Raw genomic sequence first — 24,746 nt, forward strand, 5'->3', positions numbered from 1 at the left:
AATTATAATATGAATGTGAAAAAACAATGGATGATGTCAGGCCTGGTTGTGTGCCTGACATCTTTCGTATTCTCTTGCCAGACGACAGAGAAGACGGCAACGGAGACGGATTACGTTTCTTATGTAGATCCTTATATCGGATCAGGTGAACACGGTCATGTATTTGTCGGGGCGAACGTCCCGTTCGGAGCCGTGCAGATCGGCCCGCAGAACATCCATAAAGGATGGGACTGGTGTTCGGGGTATCATTATTCGGATAGTGTATTGATCGGTTTTAGCCATACCCATCTGAGCGGAACCGGATGTGCCGACCTGGGGGATATCCTGGTCATGCCTTTTACCGGCAAGGTCCGTACGGCACGTGGTGAACAGGATAACATTGAAGGAGCTTGTTCCTCTTACTACCGGCATGAAAACGAATCGGTAAGTCCCGGTTATTACTCTTTACTTTTAGACAATGGCGTTCATGTCGAACTGACAGCTACCGAACGTGTCGCTATGCACCGCTATGCTTTCCCGCAGAACGAACCGGCTCATTTGCTGATCAACCTGAAAGAAGGGAACGGCGACCGTGCGTACGATACATATCTGAAGAAGATCGATGACTATACGGTAGAAGGCTATCGCTTCTCGCATGGCTGGAGTCCGCAGCATAAAGTCTTCTTTACCATGAAATTCGACCAGCCTGTCGCTTCACTCGAAGTATTCAATGACGACGAACCGGCAGGTACCGACGAGTTGACCGGCGAAAAGGTGAAAGGTGTCGTTTCTTTCAAAGAAGGCACCAAAGATGTGCAGGCGAAAGTAGCCATCTCTTCCGTCAGTTGTGAGAATGCGTTGAAGAATATGCAGGCGGAATTGTCACATTGGAATTTTGACCAGGTACACCAGGAAGCTGTCTCCAAATGGAATGACCAACTGGCTTGTGTGGTGGTTGATACCCCCGACGAGCGTGCTAAGAAGATTTTCTATACAGCCGTTTATCATACATTCATTGCTCCGACATTATATTGCGATGTGAACGGGGAGTTTCGCGGACAGGACGACAAAGTCTATACAGATACAAACTGGACGAATTATTCCACTTTCTCTTTGTGGGATACTTACCGTACATTGAATCCCTTGTATACCATCATCGCACCGGAGAAGGTGGACGATATCGTCAATTCCTTCCTGAGTATCTACGACCAGCAGGGCAAACTTCCTATCTGGCATTTGGTAGGAGGCGAAACCAACTGTATGCCGGGATATAGCTCCGTACCTGTTATTGCCGATGCTTATCTGAAAGGCTTTAACGGTTTCGATGCGGAACGCGCTTTTCAGACAATGAAAGGTACTGCGACTTACGAGAAACAAAATGGTGTCCCTTACGTGCTTGAAAAAGGATATATCCCTTGTGATAAAGTCCATGAAGCCACTTCCATTGCTATGGAATATGCGGCAGACGACTGGGGTACAGCACTGATGGCTAAGAAAATGGGTAAGCAGGAGGATTATGAGAATTTCCTGAAACGTGGTAAATATTATGCTCAGTATTATGACCGGGATATTAACTTTGTCCGTCCTAAGATGGATGACGGCAGCTGGCGTACACCGTACGATCCGTTCCGTTCTATTCATGGAGTGGGAGACTTTACGGAAGGTACAGGATGGCAATATACATTCTTCGTACCCCAGCATCCGGAAGGTATGATCGAAATACTGGGAGGCGACGCTGCTTTCATAACCAAGCTCGATTCGTTGTTCGTTGTTGAAGGCGATATGGGAGAGGGCGCATCCAGCGATATCAGCGGTCTGATCGGCCAGTATGCACATGGCAACGAACCGAGTCATCACGTTGCTTACTTGTACCCTTATGCCGGCGAACAGTGGAAGACAGCCGAGAAGGTACGTTATATCCAGGATGAGTTCTATACGGATCAGCCGGAAGGGATCATCGGAAACGAAGACTGCGGACAGATGTCTGCCTGGCATGTGATGTCTGCTCTGGGATTCTATCAGGTAAATCCTTCAAACGGCGTGTTTGTCTTTGGCAGTCCGTTGTTTGGTAAGGCCTCCGTTCGTTTAAAAGGCGGAAAGACATTTGATGTGGTTGCACAGAACAACAGCAAGGATAATATCTATATCCAGTCTGTTACACTGAACGGCCAGCCGTATGATAAGTCATACATTTTGTATGACGATATTATGAAAGGCGGTAATTTGACGTTTGTCATGGGAAATACTCCGAACAAGCAGTTCGGGGCAGCACCTGAGAACCGTCCGAAGTCAGCTGAATAAACAATTATAAATTATAGCAGAAAAATGATTAAAAGATTCAAGACACCCGTAGCCTTTTTGGCTTCCATCTTTTTACTGGCCTCTTGTGCCTCCGGGGGAGATATGTCTTCCCCGCAAAAAAGCCCGGTGGACTATGTGAACCCTTACATGGGAAATATCAGTCACCTGCTGGTGCCGACCTATCCGACTGTACATCTGCCTAACAGTATGCTTCGCGTATATCCGGAGCGTGCCGACTTTACCGGCGACCTGTTGAGCGGACTGCCTGTTATCGTGACCAGCCACCGCGGTAGTTCCGCTTTCAACCTGAGCCCGTACCAGGGAGAGGAATCCGGACTGAAACCGGTTATCAACTACAGCTACGATCAGGAAAAGATCTATCCTTATCGCTATCAGGTATATCTGGACGACAACAATATCGACGTAGATTTTGCCCCGTCTCACCAGAGTGCCGTTTATGGTATTACGTTTGAAGGCGAAGGTCCTGCCTACCTGATCTTCAACAGCCGTAACGGACAGTTGAAGACCGACGGTAAGAACGTCAGCGGTTACCAGTTCGTCGACCGGAAAACAAAAGTATACCTTTATGCGGAAACCGACAAGACACCGCAGAAATCCGGCGTATTGAGCGACAACACTGTGAAGTACGGCGAAACATCAGTAGAAGGAAAAGACGCTGCTCTTGTCCTCTCTTATGGAAATGATGTAAAGAAGCTGGGTGTACGTTACGGTATCTCATTTATCAGCGAAGAACAGGCTAAGAAGAACCTGGAACGTGAGATTGCCGCCTATGATGTCGATGTGGTTGCCAAGATCGCCCGTAACGACTGGAACGATGCCCTCGGCAAGATACAGGCTCAAGGCGGAACGGAAGACGACAAGGTGGTATTCTACACCTCCCTGTACCGTTGCTACGAACGTCCGGTCAACCTGAGTGAAGACGGACGCTATTACAGTGCTTTCGACGGCCAGGTACATGAAGACGGAGGTCGTCCTTTCTATACCGACGACTGGATTTGGGATACATACCGTGCAACCCACCCATTGCGTATCCTGATCGATAACGAACGTGAAAGCGATATCATCAACTCCTTCCTGCTGATGGCAGAACAGATGGGTACGAACTGGATGCCGACCTTCCCGGAAGTTACCGGCGATTCGCGTCGTATGAACTCCAACCATGCCGTAGCCACCGTGATCGATGCCTGGAAGAAAGGTTTACGTGGCTTCGACCTGGAAAAGGCTTATATTGCCTCAAAGAAAGGTATCGAAGAGAAAACACTGATCCCCTGGTCGGCAGCACCTGCCGGATGGTTGGATGATTTCTATAAGGAACACGGTTATATCCCGGCATTGAAACCAGGCGAAAAAGAGACTGTAGCCAATGTTTCTCCCTGGGAAAAACGCCAGCCGGTAGCTGTTACCTTGGGTACGGCTTACGACCAGTGGTGTCTTTCACAGATCGCTGCCGAACTGGGTAAGACTGACGAAGCTAAACATTACCTGCGCGAATCGTACAACTACCGTAACCTCTTCAACCCCGATACCCGTTTCTTCCATCCGAAGGATAAGGACGGCAAGTTTATCGAGCCGATGGATTACCGTTATGATGGTGGCCTGGGTGCACGCGATTACTACGACGAGAATAACGGATATGTATACCGTTGGGACGTACAGCATAATATCGGCGACCTGATCTCTATGATCGGTGGAGACAAAGCCTTCACTTCGGCTCTCGATTCTATGTTCAACGAACCGCTGGGTATGTCTAAATGGAGTTTTTACTCCTTCCTTCCCGACCATACCGGTAATGTGGGTATGTTCTCGATGGCGAACGAACCGAGTTTGCATATCCCGTATCTGTACAACTACGCCGGTCAGCCCTGGAAGACACAGAAACGTATCCGTACGTTGTTGAACCAGTGGTTCCGTAACGATGTGATGGGTGTTCCTGGTGATGAAGACGGTGGTGGTATGTCTGCTTTCGTTGTCTTCAGTCAGATGGGATTCTATCCGGTTACTCCCGGTTCGCCTACATATAATATAGGTAGTCCGGTATTTACGGATGTGAAGGTTGACCTGGGTAATGGCAATACATTCGAGGTCAAAGCGAATAATGCTTCTCCTGAGAACAAATACGTACAGTCTGCCCGCCTGAACGGTGAAGTGTTGAACCAACCGTGGTTCCAGCACAGCGACATCGCTCAGGGCGGTCTGCTGGAACTGGAGATGGGGCCGAAAGCCAATAAGACATGGGGAACAAAGACTCCTCCGCCTTCAGCAGCTCCGATGCCTCAATAATGACCTCTTTTTTCGTGTTTGATCCGGAAAATACTTAAAAACAAAATCAGCAAAGTAGTATAGATAGTAGCTACTTTGCTGATTTTTTTGTATTCTGTTGTGGTCGATATTAATTGGTTGGTTGTTTCTGCTTTATGCGGATAAATGTCTATCTTTGTTCAGCAACTAGACAAAAGTTTAAATAGCGTATGATGACGGATCGTAAATTACCGATAGGAATACAAAGTTTCGAAAAGATTCGGAATGGAAACTATTTGTATATTGATAAGACTGAACAGGTTTATCATTTGGCAGCGAGTGAAGTTCCTTATTTCCTTAGTCGTCCCCGTCGCTTCGGAAAGAGTTTGCTGATTTCTACACTAGAAGCCTATTTTCAAGGAAAGAAAGAACTGTTTGAAGGGTTAGCCATTGAACAATTAGAACAGGAATGGAATACTTATCCGGTGTTGCATCTCGATTTGAATGCCCGTAAATATGAAACGGAAGCAGATCTGGTAGCTATTTTAAATCAATATCTGGAAATGTGGGAAGCCGTTTACGGAGATGAAATGAAATTGCGTGCTCCGGAAGAACGTTTCTTCTATGTCATCCGTCGTGCCTGGGAACAGACCGGGCGTCAGGTTGTTGTTTTGATCGACGAATACGATAAACCTCTTTTACAGGCTATTAATAACGAATCTCTGATGGATGCCTATCGGCGTACGATGAAAGCGTTCTATGGTGTGCTTAAAAGTGCTGACCGTTACCTGCGTTTCGTATTCCTGACCGGTGTCACTAAATTTGCACAAGTCAGTGTCTTTAGCGATTTGAACCAGCTCAATGATATAAGCCTAGATTACAATTATGCAACTCTTTGCGGTATAACACATCGAGAATTAGCCGACAACTTGCGTCCTGAGTTGGAACAATTGGGACAAATGCAGTCACTGACGTGGGAAGAAACATTTGAAACGATGGTAAAGCAATACGACGGCTACCACTTTCATCCGAACCGGGAGGGAGTGTTTAATCCTTTCAGTGCGTTAAGTGCATTAGATAAAAGAGAGTTTGGCGATTATTGGTTCCAGACCGGAACTCCTACCTTTTTGGTCGAATTATTGAAGAAAAGTGAATACGACCTTCGTCTTTTGATCGATGGTGTAGAGACACAAGCATCGGCTTTTACCGAATACCGTGCCGAACGGAACAACCCGATCCCATTAATCTATCAAAGCGGATATCTGACAATCAAAGAATACGATGCTCGTTTTAAACTCTATAAACTGGAATTTCCAAACGAAGAGGTGCGTTACGGATTCCTAAACTTTATCACTCCTTTCTATTCTTCCATCACTGAAGAAGCAAGGGGCTTCTATATCGGTAAATTTGTCCATGAACTGGAGTCCGGCGATGTCGATGCTTTTATGCAGCGTATGCGTGCTTTTTTTGCGGATTTCCCTTATGAATTGAATGACAAGACGGAGCGTCATTACCAAGTTGTCTTTTATCTGATCTTTAAATTGATGGGGCAATTCTGTGATGCGGAGGTCCGTAGTGCCAAAGGTCGTGCGGATGCAGTTGTCAAAACCGGAGAATACATTTACGTTTTCGAATTTAAGTTGGACGGAAGTATAGCAGATGCTTTACAGCAAATCGACGATAAAGGATATCTGTTACCTTATAAAATAGATCATCGTAAACTAATAAAAGTCGGTGTTTCGTTCGATCGTGAAGAACGGAATATCGGAGAATGGGGAGTTGTAGAGGTATAAATCTTATACACCTTGAATCGCTTTTTTGCATGGTATTATTTTAAGGCAAAGAAGCCTGATGCCTATATTAAATCTATGGCTACTCGTCATCTTAATAAAATGTTGTCTACAGCAAATTAAATAAATCAGTATCTTATTTCATCCTTTTATAATCAATCACCGTTTACGTATTTTTCCATCAAGCTCCTTTTCCAACTTTTCTTTTACGATCATGGATTGTTGCTGGATAGGAAATGAAGCATCGTATAATACTCTGGTATGAAAATCGAATTGTTTATATGTATAAATTAAAAAATAAGATTAAATAATTAATAGGGTAGAAGCGAATGACTAGGAAAAACGATCGTTTTTTTTAGTCATTTATTCGTGTGCAAAAGTATTCTTTATAATCCAATAATCAAAGCCTTTTCTAAATTATTATTTTCCTAAGTATCAATATCCTGCCTTTATATTTAGCAAAATATCTGTTAATCAGTAATTAACAATTTCAAACAAAAAAAGAGTGACTAAAAAAAACGATCGTTTTTTCTAGTCACTCTTTTTTCTTATGTATGCTTTGAAAAATAAGCTTTAAGTGTTAGTCTCATTTTGGGACTGACGAACATTTTTGTGAAATATGGCTAGTATTAATGTATTGAAAATCAACGATCTTATCATTCTGTTCTCGAAGCAAAAATACTTTAATCGCTGGATAATCTTTTTTATAGACCTATTTTTCTCAGTTTTATCTACTTTTTTAGTTTTTGCGACCCTTGGCAATATTTTGAAAATAAATCTGCCGATACATGAGTTTATTTATATAAACCTCTTTGCTATCGTTTGCAGTACAATCAGTTTTCTTTCCTGCCAGACTTATAAAGGTATTATTCGTCATTCAACTTTTACAGAAACGGGGCGTATTGCTATTGCCTCTTTTGTGAAAGTTGCTTTGATGACTTCTGCTCTTTCCTGTTTTATCCACTCGTTATCTTTTCTACAAATCTTTTTAGGGGGGCTGCTTGACCTATTTCTGACTTTCTTCGTTTTGACAATATTTCGTGCTTTATTAATAATAATGTATAGCATGATAGTCAAAAGTGTGGCTTCCAATAACGAAAAGCTGTTAATTTACAGGGAAGAAGACGCTGTCTCTAATTCGCCTGCGATTTCTCTTTGGAAACAATCTGATAATTATCAGATTGAAGGATATATACGAATAGGAAAAAGAAGTAAGATCCGCATAGGAGGATGTCCGGTCTATTCCGTAAAGGATCAGTTGGAATTTAATGGTTTGGTAAACCGAAAAGGTATCAAGGCTATTTTGTTTACCGACTATCATGCAGTAAAAGCAGAAAGTGAACGCCTGGTTCGTTATTGTGAGCGGAAAAAGGTTCGTATGTTGATGCTTCCTACCGTGGATGAGTTAAAAGGGGGGACAGTCAATTTACGAAATCTACCGGAGGTCCGTATCGAAGATCTGTTAGGACGTGATGAAATTAATATTAATCTGAAAGAGATTGCAGATGAATTAGGGGGTAAAGTCGTTATGGTTACAGGTGCTGCCGGATCTATCGGTAGTGAGCTTTGTCGACAACTTTGTACATTTGGTTTGAAGCAACTGATCTTGTTTGACAGTGCCGAGACACCTATGCATACCATCCGTTTGGAGTTGGAAGACCGATTCCCGGATGTTGTTTTTACTCCGATTATGGGTGATGTCCGGATGCTAGCCCGTGTAGAAAGTGTTTTTAAAAGTTTCCATCCCCAATATGTCTTTCATGCAGCAGCCTATAAACATGTCCCTCTGATGGAGGAAAATCCTTGTGAAGCTGTACATACCAATGTCCAGGGAACCCGTAATATGGCTGACATGTCCGTAAAATATGGAACAGATAAATTTATTATGATCTCTACCGATAAGGCAGTCAATCCAACCAATGTGATGGGGGCTTCCAAACGCCTGGCAGAGATCTATGTGCAAAGCCTGAGTATTGCGATAAGCAAAGGATTACACCCGGGAAAAACCCGTTTTATCACTACCCGCTTTGGTAATGTATTAGGTAGTAACGGTTCTGTTATTCCTCGTTTCCGTGAACAGCTGGCGAAAGGCGGCCCTTTAACAGTCACCCATCCTGATATTATCCGTTATTTCATGACGATCCCTGAAGCCTGCCGTCTTGTTTTGGAAGCAGCTTTTATGGGAAAAGGAAATGAGATTTTCGTATTTGATATGGGTACCCCTGTAAAGATTGCCGACCTGGCACGTCGGATGATAGAACTGGCCGGTCTTATTCCCGAAAAAGATATCGAAATAAAATATACTGGTCTTCGGCCGGGTGAGAAGTTGTATGAAGAGTTACTGGCAACCAAAGAAAATACTCTCCCGACCAACAATACTAAAATCTTTCATGCGAAAGTGAGGGAATATAATTTTACTGATATATCAACTATCGTTTCGCATTTGGTAAATTTGGCTATTCGAGTAGAAAAGTTGGAAACAGTGAAAGTGATGAAATCGATTGTGCCGGAGTTCATGAGTAAGAATTCGGAGTACGAAAAACTGGATAAATAATTCTAATAATGAATATTGCAATTGTAGGAACAGGCTATGTAGGCCTGGTTACAGGTACTTGTTTCTCTGAAATGGGAGTAGATGTGACCTGTGTGGATATCAATGAAGCGAAGATAAAAGCTTTGCAGTCAGGTGTAATGCCAATCTATGAACCAGGCTTAGAAGACTTGGTTAAAAAAAATGTAGAAGCAGGTAGGTTACATTTCACAACTGATTTAACCACTTGTTTAGATAATGTATCTGTTGTTTTCAGTGCTGTAGGAACTCCCCCAGAAGAAGATGGAAGTGCCGATTTGAGATATGTTTTAGATGTGGCACATACAGTTGGTCGTTTCATCAATAAATATACATTACTTGTAACGAAAAGTACGGTTCCGGTTGGAACTGCCCAGAAAGTAAAGGCTGCTATTCAGGAAGAATTAAATAAACGGGGAGTTGCTATACCTTTTGATGTGGCATCTAATCCTGAATTTCTGAAAGAAGGAGCAGCCATTAAAGACTTTATGGCTCCGGACCGGGTGGTGGTCGGAGTTGAAAGTGAACAGGCAAAGAAAATGATGGAGAAATTATACCGTCCTTTCACATTGAATGGCTATCCCATCCTGATCATGGATGTTCCTTCAGCTGAAATGACGAAATATGCAGCAAATGCCATGTTAGCAACCCGTATCAGCTTTATGAACGATATAGCAAATCTCTGTGAACGTATCGGAGCAAATGTAGACAATGTGCGTAAAGGTATGGGGGCGGATTCCCGTATCGGTAGCCGTTTCCTGTATGCCGGTTGTGGGTATGGAGGTTCCTGCTTTCCAAAGGATGTAAAAGCTCTATTGCATACGGGAATAGAAAACGGATACCACATGCGTGTTATAGAAGCTGTAGAATCGGTAAATGAAGAGCAAAAGAATATTGTGTTTGATAAATTGAGTAAGGCTTTTAATGGAGATCTGAAAGGTAAAACTATTGCTATGTGGGGATTGTCTTTTAAACCGGAAACAGATGACATGCGCGAAGCTCCTGCGTTGGTGGTGATTGATAAGCTTTTGAAAGCGGGTGCTGTGGTTAATGTATTCGATCCCATTGCTATGGATGAAACAAAGCGTAGGATAGGGGATGTAGTCACCTATTGTAAGGATATGTATGAAGCTGTGATCGATGCAGATGCTATCGCCTTGATGACGGAGTGGAAACAATTCCGTATGCCCAGTTGGGCTATTATCCGTAAAGCCATGAAGAATTATATAGTTGTGGATGGACGGAATATTTACGATGGCGAAGAACTAAAAGAGTTTGGTTTTACTTATTCTAGAATCGGACAGAAATGAAACGGATATTAGTAACGGGTGGAGCCGGTTTTATCGGCTCCCATTTGTGTGAACGTTTGGTGAAAGAAGGCAACGATGTGATTTGTTTGGATAATTATTTTACTGGTAGTAAGGATAATATTCACCATCTGTTGCAGTATGATAATTTTGAGTTGGTTCGTCACGATGTAACCTCTCCCTATTATGCCGAAGTCGATGAGATCTATAACTTGGCTTGTCCAGCATCCCCTCCCCATTATCAGTATAATGCAATCAAGACAATGAAAACTTCTGTTTACGGAGCAATGAATATGTTGGGATTGGCTAAACGGACCAAAGCAAAGATTCTCCAGGCTTCAACAAGTGAGGTTTATGGTGATCCGGCAATTCATCCACAGGTTGAATCTTATAGGGGAAATGTGAACCCAATCGGTATCCGTAGTTGTTACGATGAGGGTAAACGCGCAGCCGAGACACTATTTATGGATTATCATCGACAGAATGGTGTACGAATTAAAATCATTCGGATATTTAATACATATGGCCCAAATATGAATCCGAATGACGGACGGGTCGTCTCTAATTTTATTATGCAGGCTCTGCATGGGGAGGATATAACGATTTACGGAGATGGTACCCAGACAAGAAGTTTTCAGTATGTAGATGATCTGATTGAAGCCATGGTCCGCATGATGGCAACGACGGATGATTTTTTAGGTCCTGTAAACACAGGGAACCCGGGAGAATTTACCATGTTGGAATTAGCGGAAAAAGTAATTGAATTGACTGAGTCTAAGTCTAAAATTATTTATTGCCCGTTACCCGGTGATGATCCAAAACAACGTCGACCGGATATTCAATTAGCAAAAGAAAAGTTGGATTGGGAGCCGAAGATCAAATTAGAAGAAGGATTGAAAAGAACAGTCGCATATTTTCGAGAGATATGTTTGTAATAAAGGATTTTATAAATATAAAGGATGATTATCTCATATAGTTACGGAATTATAGATTTTTTACATTATGGTCATATCCGTTTGCTGGAATCGGCAAAAAAAGAGAGTGATCTGCTGATCTTAGGATTGATATCAGATAAGGCGATCTTATCTTGGCATGGGACTTTAGTATCCTCTTACGAAGAGAGATTATCCGTTTTGAGAGGAGTAAAATATGTGGATGAGATACGTCAACAAGATTCTTTTGATCCGCTTCCCAATTTACGTTCTATCCATGAAAAATATCCTGATGCAAAAATAATCCTGTATGTGGGAAACGACCGTAACTTCGTACCGAGCGAGGTTTTCTTGAAGGAGATTGGAGGAGAAGTTAAGGTTGTTGATTATTATGAGAAACTGTCTCCACAAAATATTTTGGATTGCTTGACAACCAAATCAAGAAGAAAAAGAAATAACTCATCTAATCTGATTTCGACTAAAGCGAATACGTTACTGGCCCTGAAGTCAATTTTGCAAAAAGGATATATAGAGGATATATACATCGTGTCTGTAAGGGATTATATAAATGATTTCTCTTCTGTATATCAAAGAGTCCTTGAAATATTCCAGGGGGATAAGATCGTGGTAAGGAGTTCCTCCGTATCGGAAGATTGTTTGAAAACTTCGAACGCTGGTCATTATGAAAGTGTGTTGAACGTGGATTCCTCCGATTCACAGGAAGTGAAAAAAGCATTGGAGAAGGTTTCTAATTCCTATGATGAAAAACTTACGGAGAATTATTTGAATGAACAGATTCTGATTCAACGGCAGACGAAAAACGTGATTTGTTCCGGAGTGATTTTTACAAGAGATGTGGATAGTAATTTACCCTATTATCTGATTAATTATGCGGATGGAAGTTCAACGGATTCTGTGACAAGCGGTAGTGGCGGTAGCACGATTTGGATATTGAGGAAAAAGGCAAAAAGTTCCCCTCCCCTTAAATGGAAGAAGTTACTGGAGGTGGTGAGGGAATTAGAGTTTTTGTTAAACAAGATGGTCCTGGATATAGAATTCGCCATAACGTCTGATGATCGTGTCGTTATCTTCCAGGTACGTCCTTTGGCTGCAAACTATAAATTTCAAGTACGGCATAATGACGAGATGTTTTATCGTCGTTATGAGAGTGATATCCAGTCTTATAAAGAGATAAAGAACTACCGAACATCAAGGACAATGTTACTTTCCGATATGGCGTTTTGGAATCCGGTAGAGATAATAGGGGTGAATCCGCACAATTTGGATTATTCTTTATATCGGGAGATAATAACCCGACAGGCTTGGAACGAGGGCCTGTTACCATTGGGCTATAAGCGGGTTCCGGATGAATTGATGTTCCGAATAGGTAATAAACCTTATATTTCGCTAGACTACTCTTTTATGGCTTTGACCCCATCGATACTTGACGATAGATTAAGGGATAAGCTGTGTGATTATTATCATTCTAAAATTTTGGAGGATAAATCGGCACATGACAAGATCGAGTTTGAAATAGTTTTTAGTTGTTTCGATTTCTCTACGAAGAAGAGACTCGAAGAGTTAGAGCGATATGGATTTTCGCGGGATGAGATTTCAACGATAGGTAAGCATTTGCATGTCCAAACGGAGAATATCTTACGAGATTATTCCAGGATATTGTCAACAGATCAAAATTCCCTTCGTGAACTAGAAGGTATCCGGTGTGAGATTGAGAAAAATCGTGAGATAAAGGGTGGTAATCTATTTGTGACTCTCCAGTTTATTTATAGATTATTGTCTGCTCTAAAAAAACTTGGAACTCCACAGTTCTCCCGTCAGGCGCGTTGCGCTTTTATATCCAGTTCGTTTTGTAAATCAATGGTTGTTGAGAATCTATTGTCCAAGAAGGATATGGATATGTTTATGTCTTCTCTCCATACGGTAGCTTCATGTTTTGATCGTGATTTCAAGCGTTTCTTATCCGGTGCGCTCACGGTAGGGGAGTTCCATGCCCAATATGGTCATTTACGTTGTGGCACTTATGATATACAATCACCCAGATATGATCAGATTGATTTTTATCAAGGAAAGAGTCCCTCCGGGCAGGAATGTGTTTTTCATAAAGAAGTGGAACTTCCCTTGAGTTTGATAAATGCGTTAGAGAATAACCTGGGAAAACTGGAATTTTCTGTACCTATGGTCGATATTCTGTCTTTTATGAGAAGGTCATTGGAACAAAGGGAGTATTTCAAGTTCGAGTTTACAAAATCCCTGAGCCTTATTCTTGAATTACTCGGAGAGATTGGCGTACGGATGGATCTCACCTTGTCAGATATGTCTTATTTGGAGATATCAGATGTTTACGCAGCCGAATATTATCCGTCCTGTCGTGAATTGAAGGAATTTTGGATGACGCTTATCTCGAAGCGGAAAGAGATTTTCAAAGAGAAATCTATGTTGATCCTTCCGGAGGTGGTAGCTGATAGTGAAGACTTGGAAATGATAGAGCAAAACGAGGCTCGGCCAAATTTTGTGACGACTTGCAAAGTAGAAGCGGAAACAATATCTCTGGAAGGAGGTAGTATACAGGAACTGCAAGGAAAGATAGTCGTGATCACACAGGCAGATCCTGGTTATGACTGGATATTTACCAAAGGAATTTTGGGGTTAGTTACAAAATATGGTGGTGCTGCCTCTCACATGGCTATACGTTGTGCTGAATTCAGTTTACCCGCTGCAATAGGTTGTGGCGAGAAGATCTATGACTACGTATCCAGATCTGAGCGGATTGAATTGGATTGTGGAAATCAGAAAATAAACAGGATATATTGATGAAAGCATTAATAACTCAGCGGGAAGGAGTGGATAAGTATGGGAGTGCAGTAGACTCGTTAGAGTCGAACTACATTAAATACTTTGAAGGTCTGGGATACAATCTTGTCCCTGTATCAAATTATATATCGTCTGTAGATTATTTATTTGAAGAGTTACCTTCTCTGTTGATATTGACCGGAGGAGGTTCGCTTCCCGGCTGGTGTTATGAGCCGGTTGGAAGTGGTGTAGATTCTCCGTGTCGAGATCGTATCGAGAAGGCTTTATTTGATAAGGCTATTCAACTAGGCGTACCTGTTGTAGCGATTTGCCGTGGAATGCAGTATGTGAATGTATTGCTAGGAGGAAGGATATCTGTACTGTCTGATTTGTCGGTTCCGAGGGATATAGGAAAAGAGCATCCCATACAATGGGAAAAGGAAATTCTAATGGTAAATAATTATCATAATGATGGTATATTTTTGAATCAATTGGCTGACGGACTCTATCCTATAGCCATGGATGTTGATAATGATGTTGTTGAGGGCTTTATTTCACTGGAAAAGAGAATTCTAGGATTTCAATTCCATCCGGAAAGGAGTATTTCGGATTTATCTTCTGGAGAAAAGATAAAAAACATAATTTTAAAAAATATAAAATGAAAGCAATTATTTTAGCTGCTGGGCAAGGTACCCGGTTGAAAAAGTATACGGAAAATTTGCCGAAAGGGATGCTGATGTTCCAGGGTAAAACTATCATTGAGCGTCAATTGGATATTTACAAATCTCTCGGGATTAATGAAGTCATTATCATTCGGGGATTTGCAGCAGATAAGATAGATTATCCAGGAGTGACTTATTATGAAAATTTGAATTATGCAACAACCAATATGGTGGAATCGTTATTGATGGCTCGTTCTGAGTTTGATGATGACATCATAATTAGTTATTCGGATATCCTTTTTTCGAAAAATATGCTACAAGGTATGATTCATACAGCAGGCGATTTTGTAGTAGCGGTAGATGATAATTGGAAAGAATATTGGAAAGCTCGTTATGGAAAGGTCGATTTTGATACGGAGAGTATGAGCATAGACGAGTCTGATAATATTAGGTCATTGGGAGAAAATTCACCTTGTATAGATGATATTGATGCGCGTTATGTTGGACTGCTAAAATTCTCAAAAGTAGGATTACAGATGATAACGAATTTATTGGATCGTGATTATCCTATATACTTGAATAAACCATGGATGTTATCAGGTAAACATATTCGTCAGGCGTATATGACAGACTTATTGATGGCTTTGATAAAAGAAGGAGCTCAGGTCAAGGCTAGCCATTATAAGAATGGTTGGATCGAATTTGACACGAATGAGGATTATGAGCGTATGACAGAGTTGGCTAAAAACGCAGATATTCAAAGGTTTATAGCATTATAGTATGGAGAAAGACTTGAGACGGAAGGCTGTTCATGGTGTATTGTGGAGCGCTATAGAACGTTTTTCTGTCCAGATCATTCAACTTATTGTCAATATTAGTTTAGCTCGTTTACTTCTACCCTCAGATTTTGGTATGGTAGCGATGCTTACTATCTTTATACAGGTATCCCAATTATTGATTGATGGTGGTTTCAGTAATGCACTGATTCAGAAAAATGATAGGACAGAGGTAGATTTTTCTACTGTCTTTTATTTTAATACATTTATCTCAGTGTTGATGTATGGGGTTTTATTTATAATGGCTCCTTATGTTGCTGAATTTTATCATATGCCGGACTTGATATTGGTAATGCGGGTTATAGCTCTTAATTTGGTAGTATCATCATTTTTTGTGATCCCCAAGGTTAGGTTGACTATTAATATTGATTTTAAGAGTCAATTGAAGGTTTCGTTAGTGGCTGCCATTGTTTCAGGGAGTGTAGGCGTTTTACTTGCATATAAGGGTTTTGGAGTTTGGGCTTTAGTGTTTCAATCTTTGGTCAATAACCTATTTTTATGTATTTGTTTCTTTATTTTTTTTCGTTGGATTCCACAAGGTATATTTTCTTGGACTTCTTTTAAAAACTTATTTTTTTTTGGATCAAGACTGACATTGTCCAGCTTAATACATTCTGTATATTACAATCTGTATTCAATTATGATTGGTCGTTATTTTTCAGCTACAGATTTGGGATATTTTAGGAACGCTGAACAATTTGCCTCTCTTCCTGCTTCGGGAATTAATTCGATTATTTCTCGTGTGTCTTATCCTGTGTTAAGTCGTATTCAAGATGATAACGAATCTCTGGTAAAAGCTTATCGGAAATATATCCGTTTAAGTTCATATTTAATCTTTCCGTTGATGTTCGGTTTAGCATCATTATCTGGGCCAATCGTAGATTTTCTGTTAACGGAAAAGTGGAAAGAGGTCATTCCTCTTTTTAGGGTATTGTGTTTTTGCTGGATGCTGGATCATTTGAGTGTAATCAATTTGAATCTTTTATTTGTTAAAGGACGTACGGATTTATCCCTTCGTTTGGAACTTGTAAAAAAGACTATAGCTACAATTATATTGTTTGCTTCCATTCCTTTAGGACTTGTTGGTATGTGTTGGGGACGTGTTATCTATTATGTAATAGCATCTTATATTAATACCTATTACACGGAAAAATTAATCGGTTTAAGTTTCTCAAAGCAATTGATCGATGTTATTCCTTATTGGTTTCTTTCCTTGTTCATGGCTCTATGTGTATATGCGATATCACACTTTTTTGTAGAAAGTTATGTTCAGATAATAGTGGGGATAGTCTCTTGTGTATTTATTTATGCTATAATGTCTTATTTGTTTGCTAATCAAACGTTAAAGGAGTTTTTTTTACTGTTTAAATAGAAAATATGAGAAAAATGTCTTTAGACGAGATGAAGAAAATTCAACTCGATATATTAATTGATGTGGCGAGATTTTGTGAAGAAAATGGTATTAGATATTATTTGACGTATGGAACCCTTCTTGGTGCTGTTAGGCATAAAGGCTATATTCCTTGGGATGACGATATTGATATAATGATGCCTAGACCGGATTATCAAAGATTTCTAAATATGTATAATAACGAAAATTCTAATTATAGATCATTGTCTTATCATTCAGATCTGAAGTATCCAAATTTGTTCGCTAGAGTTGAGGATACAAGAACAATTCAAAATGAAAAAATTACTTATGAAAATGGAGTTGGGGTCTCAATTGATATATTTCCTCTTGATGGGGTTCCTGAATATGCTTTTTCAATTTATCTAAGATTTTTAGAGGTATTGAGAATCGTGTTATATTGCCGATTGCAACAAATTATATCAAAAAAAAATATATTCAAAAAAGGTTTAAGCTTGATAATAATGAAACTCCCTTTTGGGATTTATAAGTATTGTTTGAATGTCGTGGATAAAATGTTGAGATTATCATCGTATGATAAATCGGATAAGGTTGCTCTTCTTGTTGTGATGACCAGAGAAAAAAAGGAGTTGTTTGAAAAAAATATGTTGGAAAAAACTGTATTATTAGAGTTTGAAAATAATTGTTTTTTTGCTCCATATAAATATGATGCTGTTTTAAAGAGCTTGTATGGAGATTATATGAAACTTCCCCCTGTATGTGAGCGGGTCCCCAAGCATTCTTTTGAAGTTTTTTATAAAGAATAAATCGATTTGAATGATGAAAAAATACGATTATTTGGTCGTTGGAGCTGGCCTGTATGGCTCCATGTTTGCCTATAAAGCAAGAAAAGTAGGGAGAAAAGTGTTGGTGATTGAAAAACGTTTTCATACAGGTGGTAATTTGTATTGTGAAAATATAGAGGGCATCAATGTTCATAAATATGGTCCACATATATTTCATACCTCAAATAAGGAGGTATGGGATTTTGTGAATTCTATCGTCCCATTCAATCATTTTCGTTACGAACCGTTGGCCAGTTACAAAGGAAAATTGTATAATTTACCTTTTAATATGAACACTTTCCATCAACTTTGGGGAGTGAATACACCTGATGAAGCAAAGTCTATTATTGATGAGCAACGAAAGGAATTTGAAGGGAAGGAACCTCAAAACCTGGAGGAGCAAGCAATCTCTTTGGTTGGAAGAGATGTGTATGAAACTTTGATAAAAGGCTATACTGAAAAGCAATGGGGTAGAAAATGTACAGAACTTCCGGCTTTTATCATCCGCCGTTTACCGGTTCGATTTTGCTACAATAACAACTACTTCAATGATTGCTATCAGGGAATTCCTATGGGAGGGTATAATAAGTTGATCGAAGGTCTATTGGAAGGGGTAGATATTCGTTTGAATGTGGACTTTTTCAAGGATCGGGAATCTTTGACCCAATTAGCGGATCGTATTGTATTTACCGGAAAGATAGATGAGTTCTACGATTACCTTTTTGGAAAACTGGATTATCGTAGCCTTCGCTTTGAGGAGGAAATATTAGATAAGGATAATTACCAAGGTAATATCGCTGTGAATTATACGGATACGGAACATACCTGTACCCGTATCATTGAGCATAAATATTTTGAATTCGGAACACAATCCAAGACAGTTATCACGAAGGAGTACTCATTGGAGTGGACAGAAGGTTGTGAACCCTATTATCCGGTTAATGACCAAAAGAATACTGAAATCTATCAACGGTATAAGATGATGGCAGACCAAGATCAGTCAGTGATATTCGGAGGTCGGTTGGCAGAGTATAAGTATTATGATATGCATCAAATCGTAGAGAAAATATTAAATGAAAATATTTGAGTATGGAGAAGATTAAAATATTAGTATGTACTCATAAAAAAGGTGATTTTAATCATGATAATGTATATATTCCTATACAAGGAGGAAAAGCTATATCAGATGTGAATTTGGGAATCCAGGGGGATGATACAGGTGATAACATTAGCGAAAAAAATAAGCGATATTGTGAATCATCCGTTTTGTATTGGGCCTGGAAGAATTTGAAAGATGTAGAATATATAGGATTAGCACATTATCGTAGATTGTATAATTTGAAAATTTCAGATGAAAATATTGACAAACTGATGAAAGGAAAAGACTTCTTATTGATAAAGCCTGTAATTCTTCCTACATCTAATGCTGACAAATTTGAGCGAACTGTTTGTACAGAAGATTGGTGTATTCTATTAGATACCATATTAGAATTATATCCAGGCTATAAAAAAAGTATAGTTGATTATTTTTATAGAAATAAATTTATTCCATATTCTATGTTCATTACAAAAAGAAATGAATTAGATAATTATTGCAAATTTTTATATGATATTCTTTTTTGTGTAGAAAATAGATTATGTTCATTCAAATATGCACGAATGAACAGAAGCCTAGCATATATGGGAGAATGGTTATTAGGACTTTATTGTTATCATAATAACTTTAGAATTAAATATGTAAAAGTAGATAATAATCAAATAAGATCTAAATATCATAAAATTACGTGGATGGTTGATATAAAGAATCATATAACTTTCTTCCTTTGGAATTTACAAACTAAGCGAATAGTAGACAATGCTGCTATTGTTGGACTAGAACAGGATGGAATCTGTTTGCCTCATCTGGAAAGATTGATAAAAGAGTATAGATAGAGAATTTGATAAAAAGTTCATTAAAGTAATTATTTTTATCCTAATGAATAATGCTATTTATCAATATATTAATAGTAAGTTTACTTCTTTCTTGCTTTTCTCATTTCTTTTCTTCTGTTTCTTTCCATGTCTACGGATATTACCTTTAAACATAGATAAGCAACCTAACGCTCTGATTTTATCGTTTTTCATTGTTGTATTATTGGGTAAAAACAAGGTTGTAAAAGATGTAGCGTGGCTGTTGTTTGTTTTGATTGCAGCCATAATATGCATGCTTTTTTCTTGGGAAGATTGGCTTGGGTTAGAGATTTTGACTAATTATTTAAGTTTATTTTTCATTGTTTATGCCTCTTATATTACTCTTAGCTGTTTGGGAGGAATGCCTTATGCACTTTTTAAATGGGTTGTGTATATATGGTTTATTGTAGGAATCATCCAATATTTCTTCTATCATTCTTTTATGGAATTTCTTCTTTTTCGTTCAAATAATGAGTTAATGCTGGAATCGGGAAGGGGAGTGACAGGTCTTTCCGTAGAACCTACTGGCTATGGAATGACTTGTTTATTGTTTTTGATCATAAATTATTTGAATTTTAGAAATCGGTCGACATACAAACTGTTTACTCTGCTGCTGCTGATACAAATAATATTGTTGTCACTTTCGAGCACTTGCTTTTTTTGTATAGCTATTTCTGCTTTTTTATATATGCTATATAGAATTTTAGCGAGTAGCCATAGATTCAGCTGGCTATTCATATTGATAGTCTTATGTTATATTGGTTATCATATAGTTTTATATCTTTTAGAAAATGTTGATATAAGATTTACAAGACTTTTACAATACCTACAGGAAGACCCTGCTGTATTTTTTATTAATGGAGATTACCGGCTCTGTGTTTCTTTTTTTTCAATAAAAGGTTTCATTGATGACTGGGGAATGCCGCATGGATTTGGATGTTTCAACAAATATATGGAACGAGTTGTTGAAAATCCAACCTACGCCCCATTCGTAAGTCCTTCTGTTTTGGGAGCAAGAAAAACAATTACGGCGATAGGAGGACCGTTATTCGAATTGGGAATTTTTGCCCTACCAATATATTACATCATTGTGAATGCATTCAAAAAGATTTCTCTTTGGATACCAAAGGCTGACTTTTGTCTGTTTTTGCTTGTAACTTTGATGCTAAACACTATAAACTTCAACGAAGCTATTCTTTCCCTAGTTATTGGGAATCTAATTTATTTGAAGAGGAATGGGGACTGTAATGTAGTCTATTAAATAAACAGCAATACTCTATTCTTTAAAATTATTAGAGGGAGCAGCTTTGTATTAAAGCGCACAATTATTAATTACTTTACTTAATTAAAAAGACAGTGATAATACTTTCTATTATTGTACCTTGTTACAACAGCGAAAGATTTGTTGCCAATACTATTGAGATGTTGTTACAGCAAGACTTTTCAAGTTGCGAACTTATATTGGTGAACGATGGTTCCACGGACAATACTCTGTCTATCTTACGAAAGTATGAATCCTTCGAGGATAGTATTTTCGTGATAGACCAACCAAACCAAGGTGTTTCCGTGGCACGTAATACGGGATTGTTTTCAGCAAAAGGGAAATACATTTATTTCTTAGATAGTGATGATACATTGACAGATGGAAGTTTGGATTATTTCAAACAGACAATTACCCAACATCCCGATTGTCGGATGTTTGCTTTTGGCTATGAGGCAAGACGGAATGGCCGCAGAGTGAAAAGCTATGTTTTCCATTCCTTTGATACTCAAGAAATGTCAGGATGGATATTAACGCGCAATTTCTTAAATAAGAAATTGCGCGTTAATATATGTAGTAGCATATATGAACGCCATTTTTTGTTAGATCATGGTTTTTGTTTCAGAAAAGGAGTTAAGATAGGAGAGGACCTCCTTTTCTTTTTACAAGTAATGATGAAAGCGGAGAAAGTGTATTATTCTGCAAGATTGTCATTCGTTTACCAGCTGCGCGATGATTCTGTGATGCAAGGATATAGATCATATAGTAAGGAGTACTATAATAATTTAATATATTTACGTGAACTTCTCATTCCTATTGCAGCTAAGAATAAATCCATACGAAAGCATATAAACTTTTTCCTTTCATTATTCTATTTATTAAATCTTCGATATTATCTGCGTTCTGATATGAAAAGTAAAGAAATAAATGCCTTGTTCATTGCGGATGGAAGGATACGTTATAAAAGAAACTATTCAGGTAATATTGTTTACTGGCTTCTTCTAAAATTATCAATGTTTATACCTGTCAAAATGATTTTAAAAATATGGAAATAAATAAGGATATGTTGGGCTTTTTTTAGTTGTTTCGTGAGGAAAATAACTAGTGGATTGAACTTTTGAAGATGTGGCATCAGAACTTTGTATTGTCTTCTACTAGAATATAATGAGATATAGAAAAATTGTAATATTAGATTTATGAATGTATATATAAATGAACAAGCTCCTTATCTTGATTTCATGGATATCCGTCCGGGAGATCGAGTGGTGTTAAAGCCAAATCTTGTAAAAGAAGGAAAAGAAACAGATAAAAGTGAATGGAAATGCGTTGTTACATCTCCGGATTTGATTAAATATGTAACAAATTTTGTATGTAAAAAACTGCAAGGGAAGGGGCAGGTTTTTATTTGTGATGCTCCTCAAACTGATTCTTCTTTTGAGCAAATAGATAAAAAATTAGGCTTAACAGAAATAGCAGTGGATTGTGCCTCTAAATATGGACTACCGGTTCGAGTGATTGACTTGCGGAATGAAGAGTGGATAAATGAAAAAGGGATTATCACACACAAAAAGAAATTAGCTGGTGACCCTAATGGAACAGTTCTGTTTAATTTAGGAAAAAATAGTTTGTTTTATGGGCATAAGGGGGAAGGAAATTATTTTGGAGCGGACTCTGATTATGGTGAATTGAATAAACATCATAAAGGAATAACGCAAGAATATTTACTTTGTGCGACTCCTATTATGGCAGATGTGGTGATTTCTTTGCCCAAAATGAAAACTCATAAAAAAACAGGTGTTACTTTAAGCATTAAGAACTTTGTGGGGATAACGGCTGATAAGAATTATTTGCCTCATCATACATGGGGGGATCCTAAACATGGTGGCGATGATTATCCTGATACATCATTAAAACGACAGTTCGAAACATTGGGGTCTAAGTTGGTAAAGAGGCTAATTATCAATATTCCGGTTGTAGGGATTAAGATAGCTCAAATACTTCGTGCGGAGGGTGAGAAAGTCTTTGGTGCTACACACAATACAATTCGTAGTGGAAACTGGTATGGGAATGATACTACTTGGCGAATGACGCTAGATTTGAATCGTTGTCTGATATATGGGAATCCAGATGGTACATATCGAAAGACTAAAAAACGTTATTACTCTGTTATAGATGGTGTTGTCGCTATGGAAGGGGCTGGTCCGATGCAAGGGGATCCGAAGGAGTGTGGTATTTATGTATCGGGAGAGGATCCTGCAAGTGTGGATGCTGTTGCTACGACGTTAATGGGGTTTGACTGGAAAAAATTGCCTGTGGTATATGAAGCTTTCTCAAAACATGAAATGCCTATATCTGAAATTGATCCCCAAAATATAAATATTGTCAGTGACATTAAAGATTGGAGTGGTAGCTTGGATGAACTGAGAGAGAAAGATCATTTTGATTTTATTCCTTATTTTGGCTGGAAGGGTCATATAGAATTACCTAATTATCAAAATGAAAATGACTTATGAACGCTATATCTATTTACTCATCTCTCCCTTATTGGCTTCAAAACATCGCAGTCTCTCTTCATGGATACAAACTAAAGAGACAGCGTTTCAATGATGACTTTTATAAGATATTGGATTTCTTGAACTCAACCCATGATTGGTCAAGAGAACAGATCCGTTCTTATAAAGAAGAACATATTTTTAAGATATTGGAGCAGGCCTATAGACATTGCCCCTATTATCGAAAAAAATATGCTGACGTAGGTTTATCTCCTTCCGATTTTAAGCAATTGGAAGATTTGCAAAAATTCCCAATTTTGACGAAAGAGGAAATCCGAGAGAATTGGCTTGGCTTGGTTGCCAATAATATTCCCCAAAATGAGCTTATACAATTTAATACCAGTGGTTCAACGGGAAAAGCGTTGGATTTCTATTGGACTAGATATAGCTCTGCCTATTATTGGGCGGTAGATCAGAGATATAAGAACAGATTCGGTTTTGACTTGGGAAAAGTTTGTATTAATTTCTCCGGTCGTCCTATTGTTCCTATTTCAACTTCGAAACCTCCCTATTGGAGATATGATAGAGTCTTGAACCGTTATTTCATTAATATGCATCAGTTGAATGAATGGAAGATGCGGGATATCGTGAATTGGATTAATACAAAACATATAGAGATGTTTATAGGCTATCCATCTATTATGACCGCTTTCGCAAATGAGTTGATTAATACAGGACAGACTCTGAATTACTTTCCCAAACACATATTCACGGGAGCTGAGAAACTGTATGAAAATCAGAAAAGTATCTTGCAGGCTGTTTTTAAAGATGTCCAGATCCATGAATTGTATAGTTTCTCAGAACAGGCAGCTATCGCTACTCATTGTATTCATTCTGTTTATCACGAAGATTTTGAGATCGGCCACATGGAGTTGGATCAGGCTGTTCCTGTTGTGAATGGGATACAGGGTGAAATTTTAGCTACAGGATTCGTAAATCTAGGTATGCCATTTATCCGTTATCAAAATGGGGATACGGCTGTGTTTTCTGATCGGGAATGTGGATGTGGCTTGCATAGTCAAATCATAGAGGATATTGTTGGGCGTAATGAGGACTATATCGTTACTCCGGAAGGACTTCACATTCAGCGTTTGGATTATATTTTCAAGGATACATCAGATGTGAAGGAGTGTCAAATTGTCCAAAAAGTCTTGGGTGAGATGATTTTACGTATCGTAAAAAGGAATACCTATGGTGTGGCTACGGAAAAGAAACTTTTGATAAATATATCCCAATGGATAAGTCCCACCATTAATGTGAAATTTGAGTATATGGATGAGATTCCTCGTACAAAGGCAGGGAAGTTTAAGGCAGTTGTATCCGATTTGAAAAAATAAACATGTT

The 24,746-nt window shown here is 38.8% G+C and carries 17 protein-coding genes; all 17 read left to right on the forward strand.

The window, feature by feature from the left end; all coding sequences use genetic code 11:
- Positions 1–9: 9 nt before the first annotated feature.
- Positions 10–2,280, forward strand: a complete 2,271-nt coding sequence (locus tag DWX23_RS09625; RefSeq protein ID WP_122374317.1) for a GH92 family glycosyl hydrolase — start codon at positions 10–12, stop codon at positions 2,278–2,280.
- A gap of 24 nt (positions 2,281–2,304) precedes the next feature.
- Positions 2,305–4,581 carry a GH92 family glycosyl hydrolase gene (locus DWX23_RS09630; RefSeq protein ID WP_122352461.1) on the forward strand — a complete coding sequence of 759 codons (2,277 nt, stop codon included), beginning with the start codon at positions 2,305–2,307 and terminating at the stop codon, positions 4,579–4,581.
- Positions 4,582–4,772: 191 nt separating this feature from the next.
- Positions 4,773–6,332, forward strand: a complete 1,560-nt coding sequence (locus DWX23_RS09635) for an ATP-binding protein (protein ID WP_122374421.1) — start codon at positions 4,773–4,775, stop codon at positions 6,330–6,332.
- Between the two features lie 616 nt (positions 6,333–6,948).
- A complete protein-coding gene (locus tag DWX23_RS09640; RefSeq protein ID WP_122374318.1) occupies positions 6,949–8,883 on the forward strand; it encodes a UDP-N-acetylglucosamine 4,6-dehydratase family protein in 1,935 nt (644 codons plus the stop codon).
- 8 nt (positions 8,884–8,891) lie between these two features.
- Complete coding sequence (locus DWX23_RS09645; RefSeq protein WP_122374319.1) at positions 8,892–10,208, forward strand: UDP-glucose/GDP-mannose dehydrogenase family protein; 1,317 nt, start codon at positions 8,892–8,894, stop codon at positions 10,206–10,208.
- Positions 10,205–11,140, forward strand: coding sequence for a UDP-glucuronic acid decarboxylase family protein (locus DWX23_RS09650; RefSeq protein ID WP_122374320.1), 936 nt, complete (start codon positions 10,205–10,207; stop codon positions 11,138–11,140). Before DWX23_RS09645 ends, DWX23_RS09650 begins: the two co-directional genes overlap by 4 nt.
- Positions 11,141–11,164: 24 nt before the next feature.
- The gene (locus DWX23_RS09655; protein ID WP_122374321.1) at positions 11,165–13,969 is read left to right on the forward strand and encodes a PEP/pyruvate-binding domain-containing protein; all 2,805 of its coding nucleotides are present in this window, start codon (positions 11,165–11,167) and stop codon (positions 13,967–13,969) included.
- Positions 13,969–14,610 (forward strand): gamma-glutamyl-gamma-aminobutyrate hydrolase family protein, encoded by a 642-nt coding sequence (locus DWX23_RS09660; protein WP_122374322.1) that lies wholly within the window; start codon positions 13,969–13,971, stop codon positions 14,608–14,610. Before DWX23_RS09655 ends, DWX23_RS09660 begins: the two co-directional genes overlap by 1 nt.
- Complete coding sequence (locus tag DWX23_RS09665) at positions 14,607–15,389, forward strand: NTP transferase domain-containing protein (protein WP_122374323.1); 783 nt, start codon at positions 14,607–14,609, stop codon at positions 15,387–15,389. The genes DWX23_RS09660 and DWX23_RS09665 overlap by 4 nt, the downstream gene beginning before the upstream one ends.
- 1 nt (position 15,390) lies before the next feature.
- Positions 15,391–16,818: a lipopolysaccharide biosynthesis protein gene (locus DWX23_RS09670; RefSeq protein ID WP_122374324.1), complete on the forward strand. Its 1,428-nt coding sequence runs from the start codon at positions 15,391–15,393 to the stop codon at positions 16,816–16,818.
- Positions 16,819–16,823: 5 nt separating this feature from the next.
- Positions 16,824–17,621, forward strand: coding sequence for a phosphorylcholine transferase LicD (locus DWX23_RS09675; protein ID WP_122374325.1), 798 nt, complete (start codon positions 16,824–16,826; stop codon positions 17,619–17,621).
- A 13-nt stretch (positions 17,622–17,634) separates the two neighbouring features.
- Positions 17,635–18,726 carry a UDP-galactopyranose mutase gene (glf, locus tag DWX23_RS09680; RefSeq protein WP_122374422.1) on the forward strand — a complete coding sequence of 364 codons (1,092 nt, stop codon included), beginning with the start codon at positions 17,635–17,637 and terminating at the stop codon, positions 18,724–18,726.
- A 2-nt stretch (positions 18,727–18,728) separates the two neighbouring features.
- Positions 18,729–19,571 carry a DUF4422 domain-containing protein gene (locus DWX23_RS09685; protein ID WP_122374326.1) on the forward strand — a complete coding sequence of 281 codons (843 nt, stop codon included), beginning with the start codon at positions 18,729–18,731 and terminating at the stop codon, positions 19,569–19,571.
- A 43-nt stretch (positions 19,572–19,614) separates the two neighbouring features.
- Complete coding sequence (locus DWX23_RS09690) at positions 19,615–20,850, forward strand: hypothetical protein (RefSeq protein ID WP_122374327.1); 1,236 nt, start codon at positions 19,615–19,617, stop codon at positions 20,848–20,850.
- A gap of 95 nt (positions 20,851–20,945) precedes the next feature.
- Complete coding sequence (locus DWX23_RS09695; protein WP_158607066.1) at positions 20,946–21,905, forward strand: glycosyltransferase; 960 nt, start codon at positions 20,946–20,948, stop codon at positions 21,903–21,905.
- A gap of 141 nt (positions 21,906–22,046) precedes the next feature.
- On the forward strand, positions 22,047–23,363 hold the full coding sequence (locus DWX23_RS09700) for a DUF362 domain-containing protein (protein ID WP_122374329.1): 1,317 nt from the start codon (positions 22,047–22,049) through the stop codon (positions 23,361–23,363).
- Positions 23,360–24,739: a phenylacetate--CoA ligase family protein gene (locus tag DWX23_RS09705; protein WP_122374330.1), complete on the forward strand. Its 1,380-nt coding sequence runs from the start codon at positions 23,360–23,362 to the stop codon at positions 24,737–24,739. The genes DWX23_RS09700 and DWX23_RS09705 overlap by 4 nt, the downstream gene beginning before the upstream one ends.
- The last annotated feature ends 7 nt before the right edge of the window (positions 24,740–24,746 follow it).

Source organism: Parabacteroides sp. AF18-52, from assembly GCF_003479145.1.
Lineage (GTDB): Bacteria > Bacteroidota > Bacteroidia > Bacteroidales > Tannerellaceae > Parabacteroides > Parabacteroides faecis.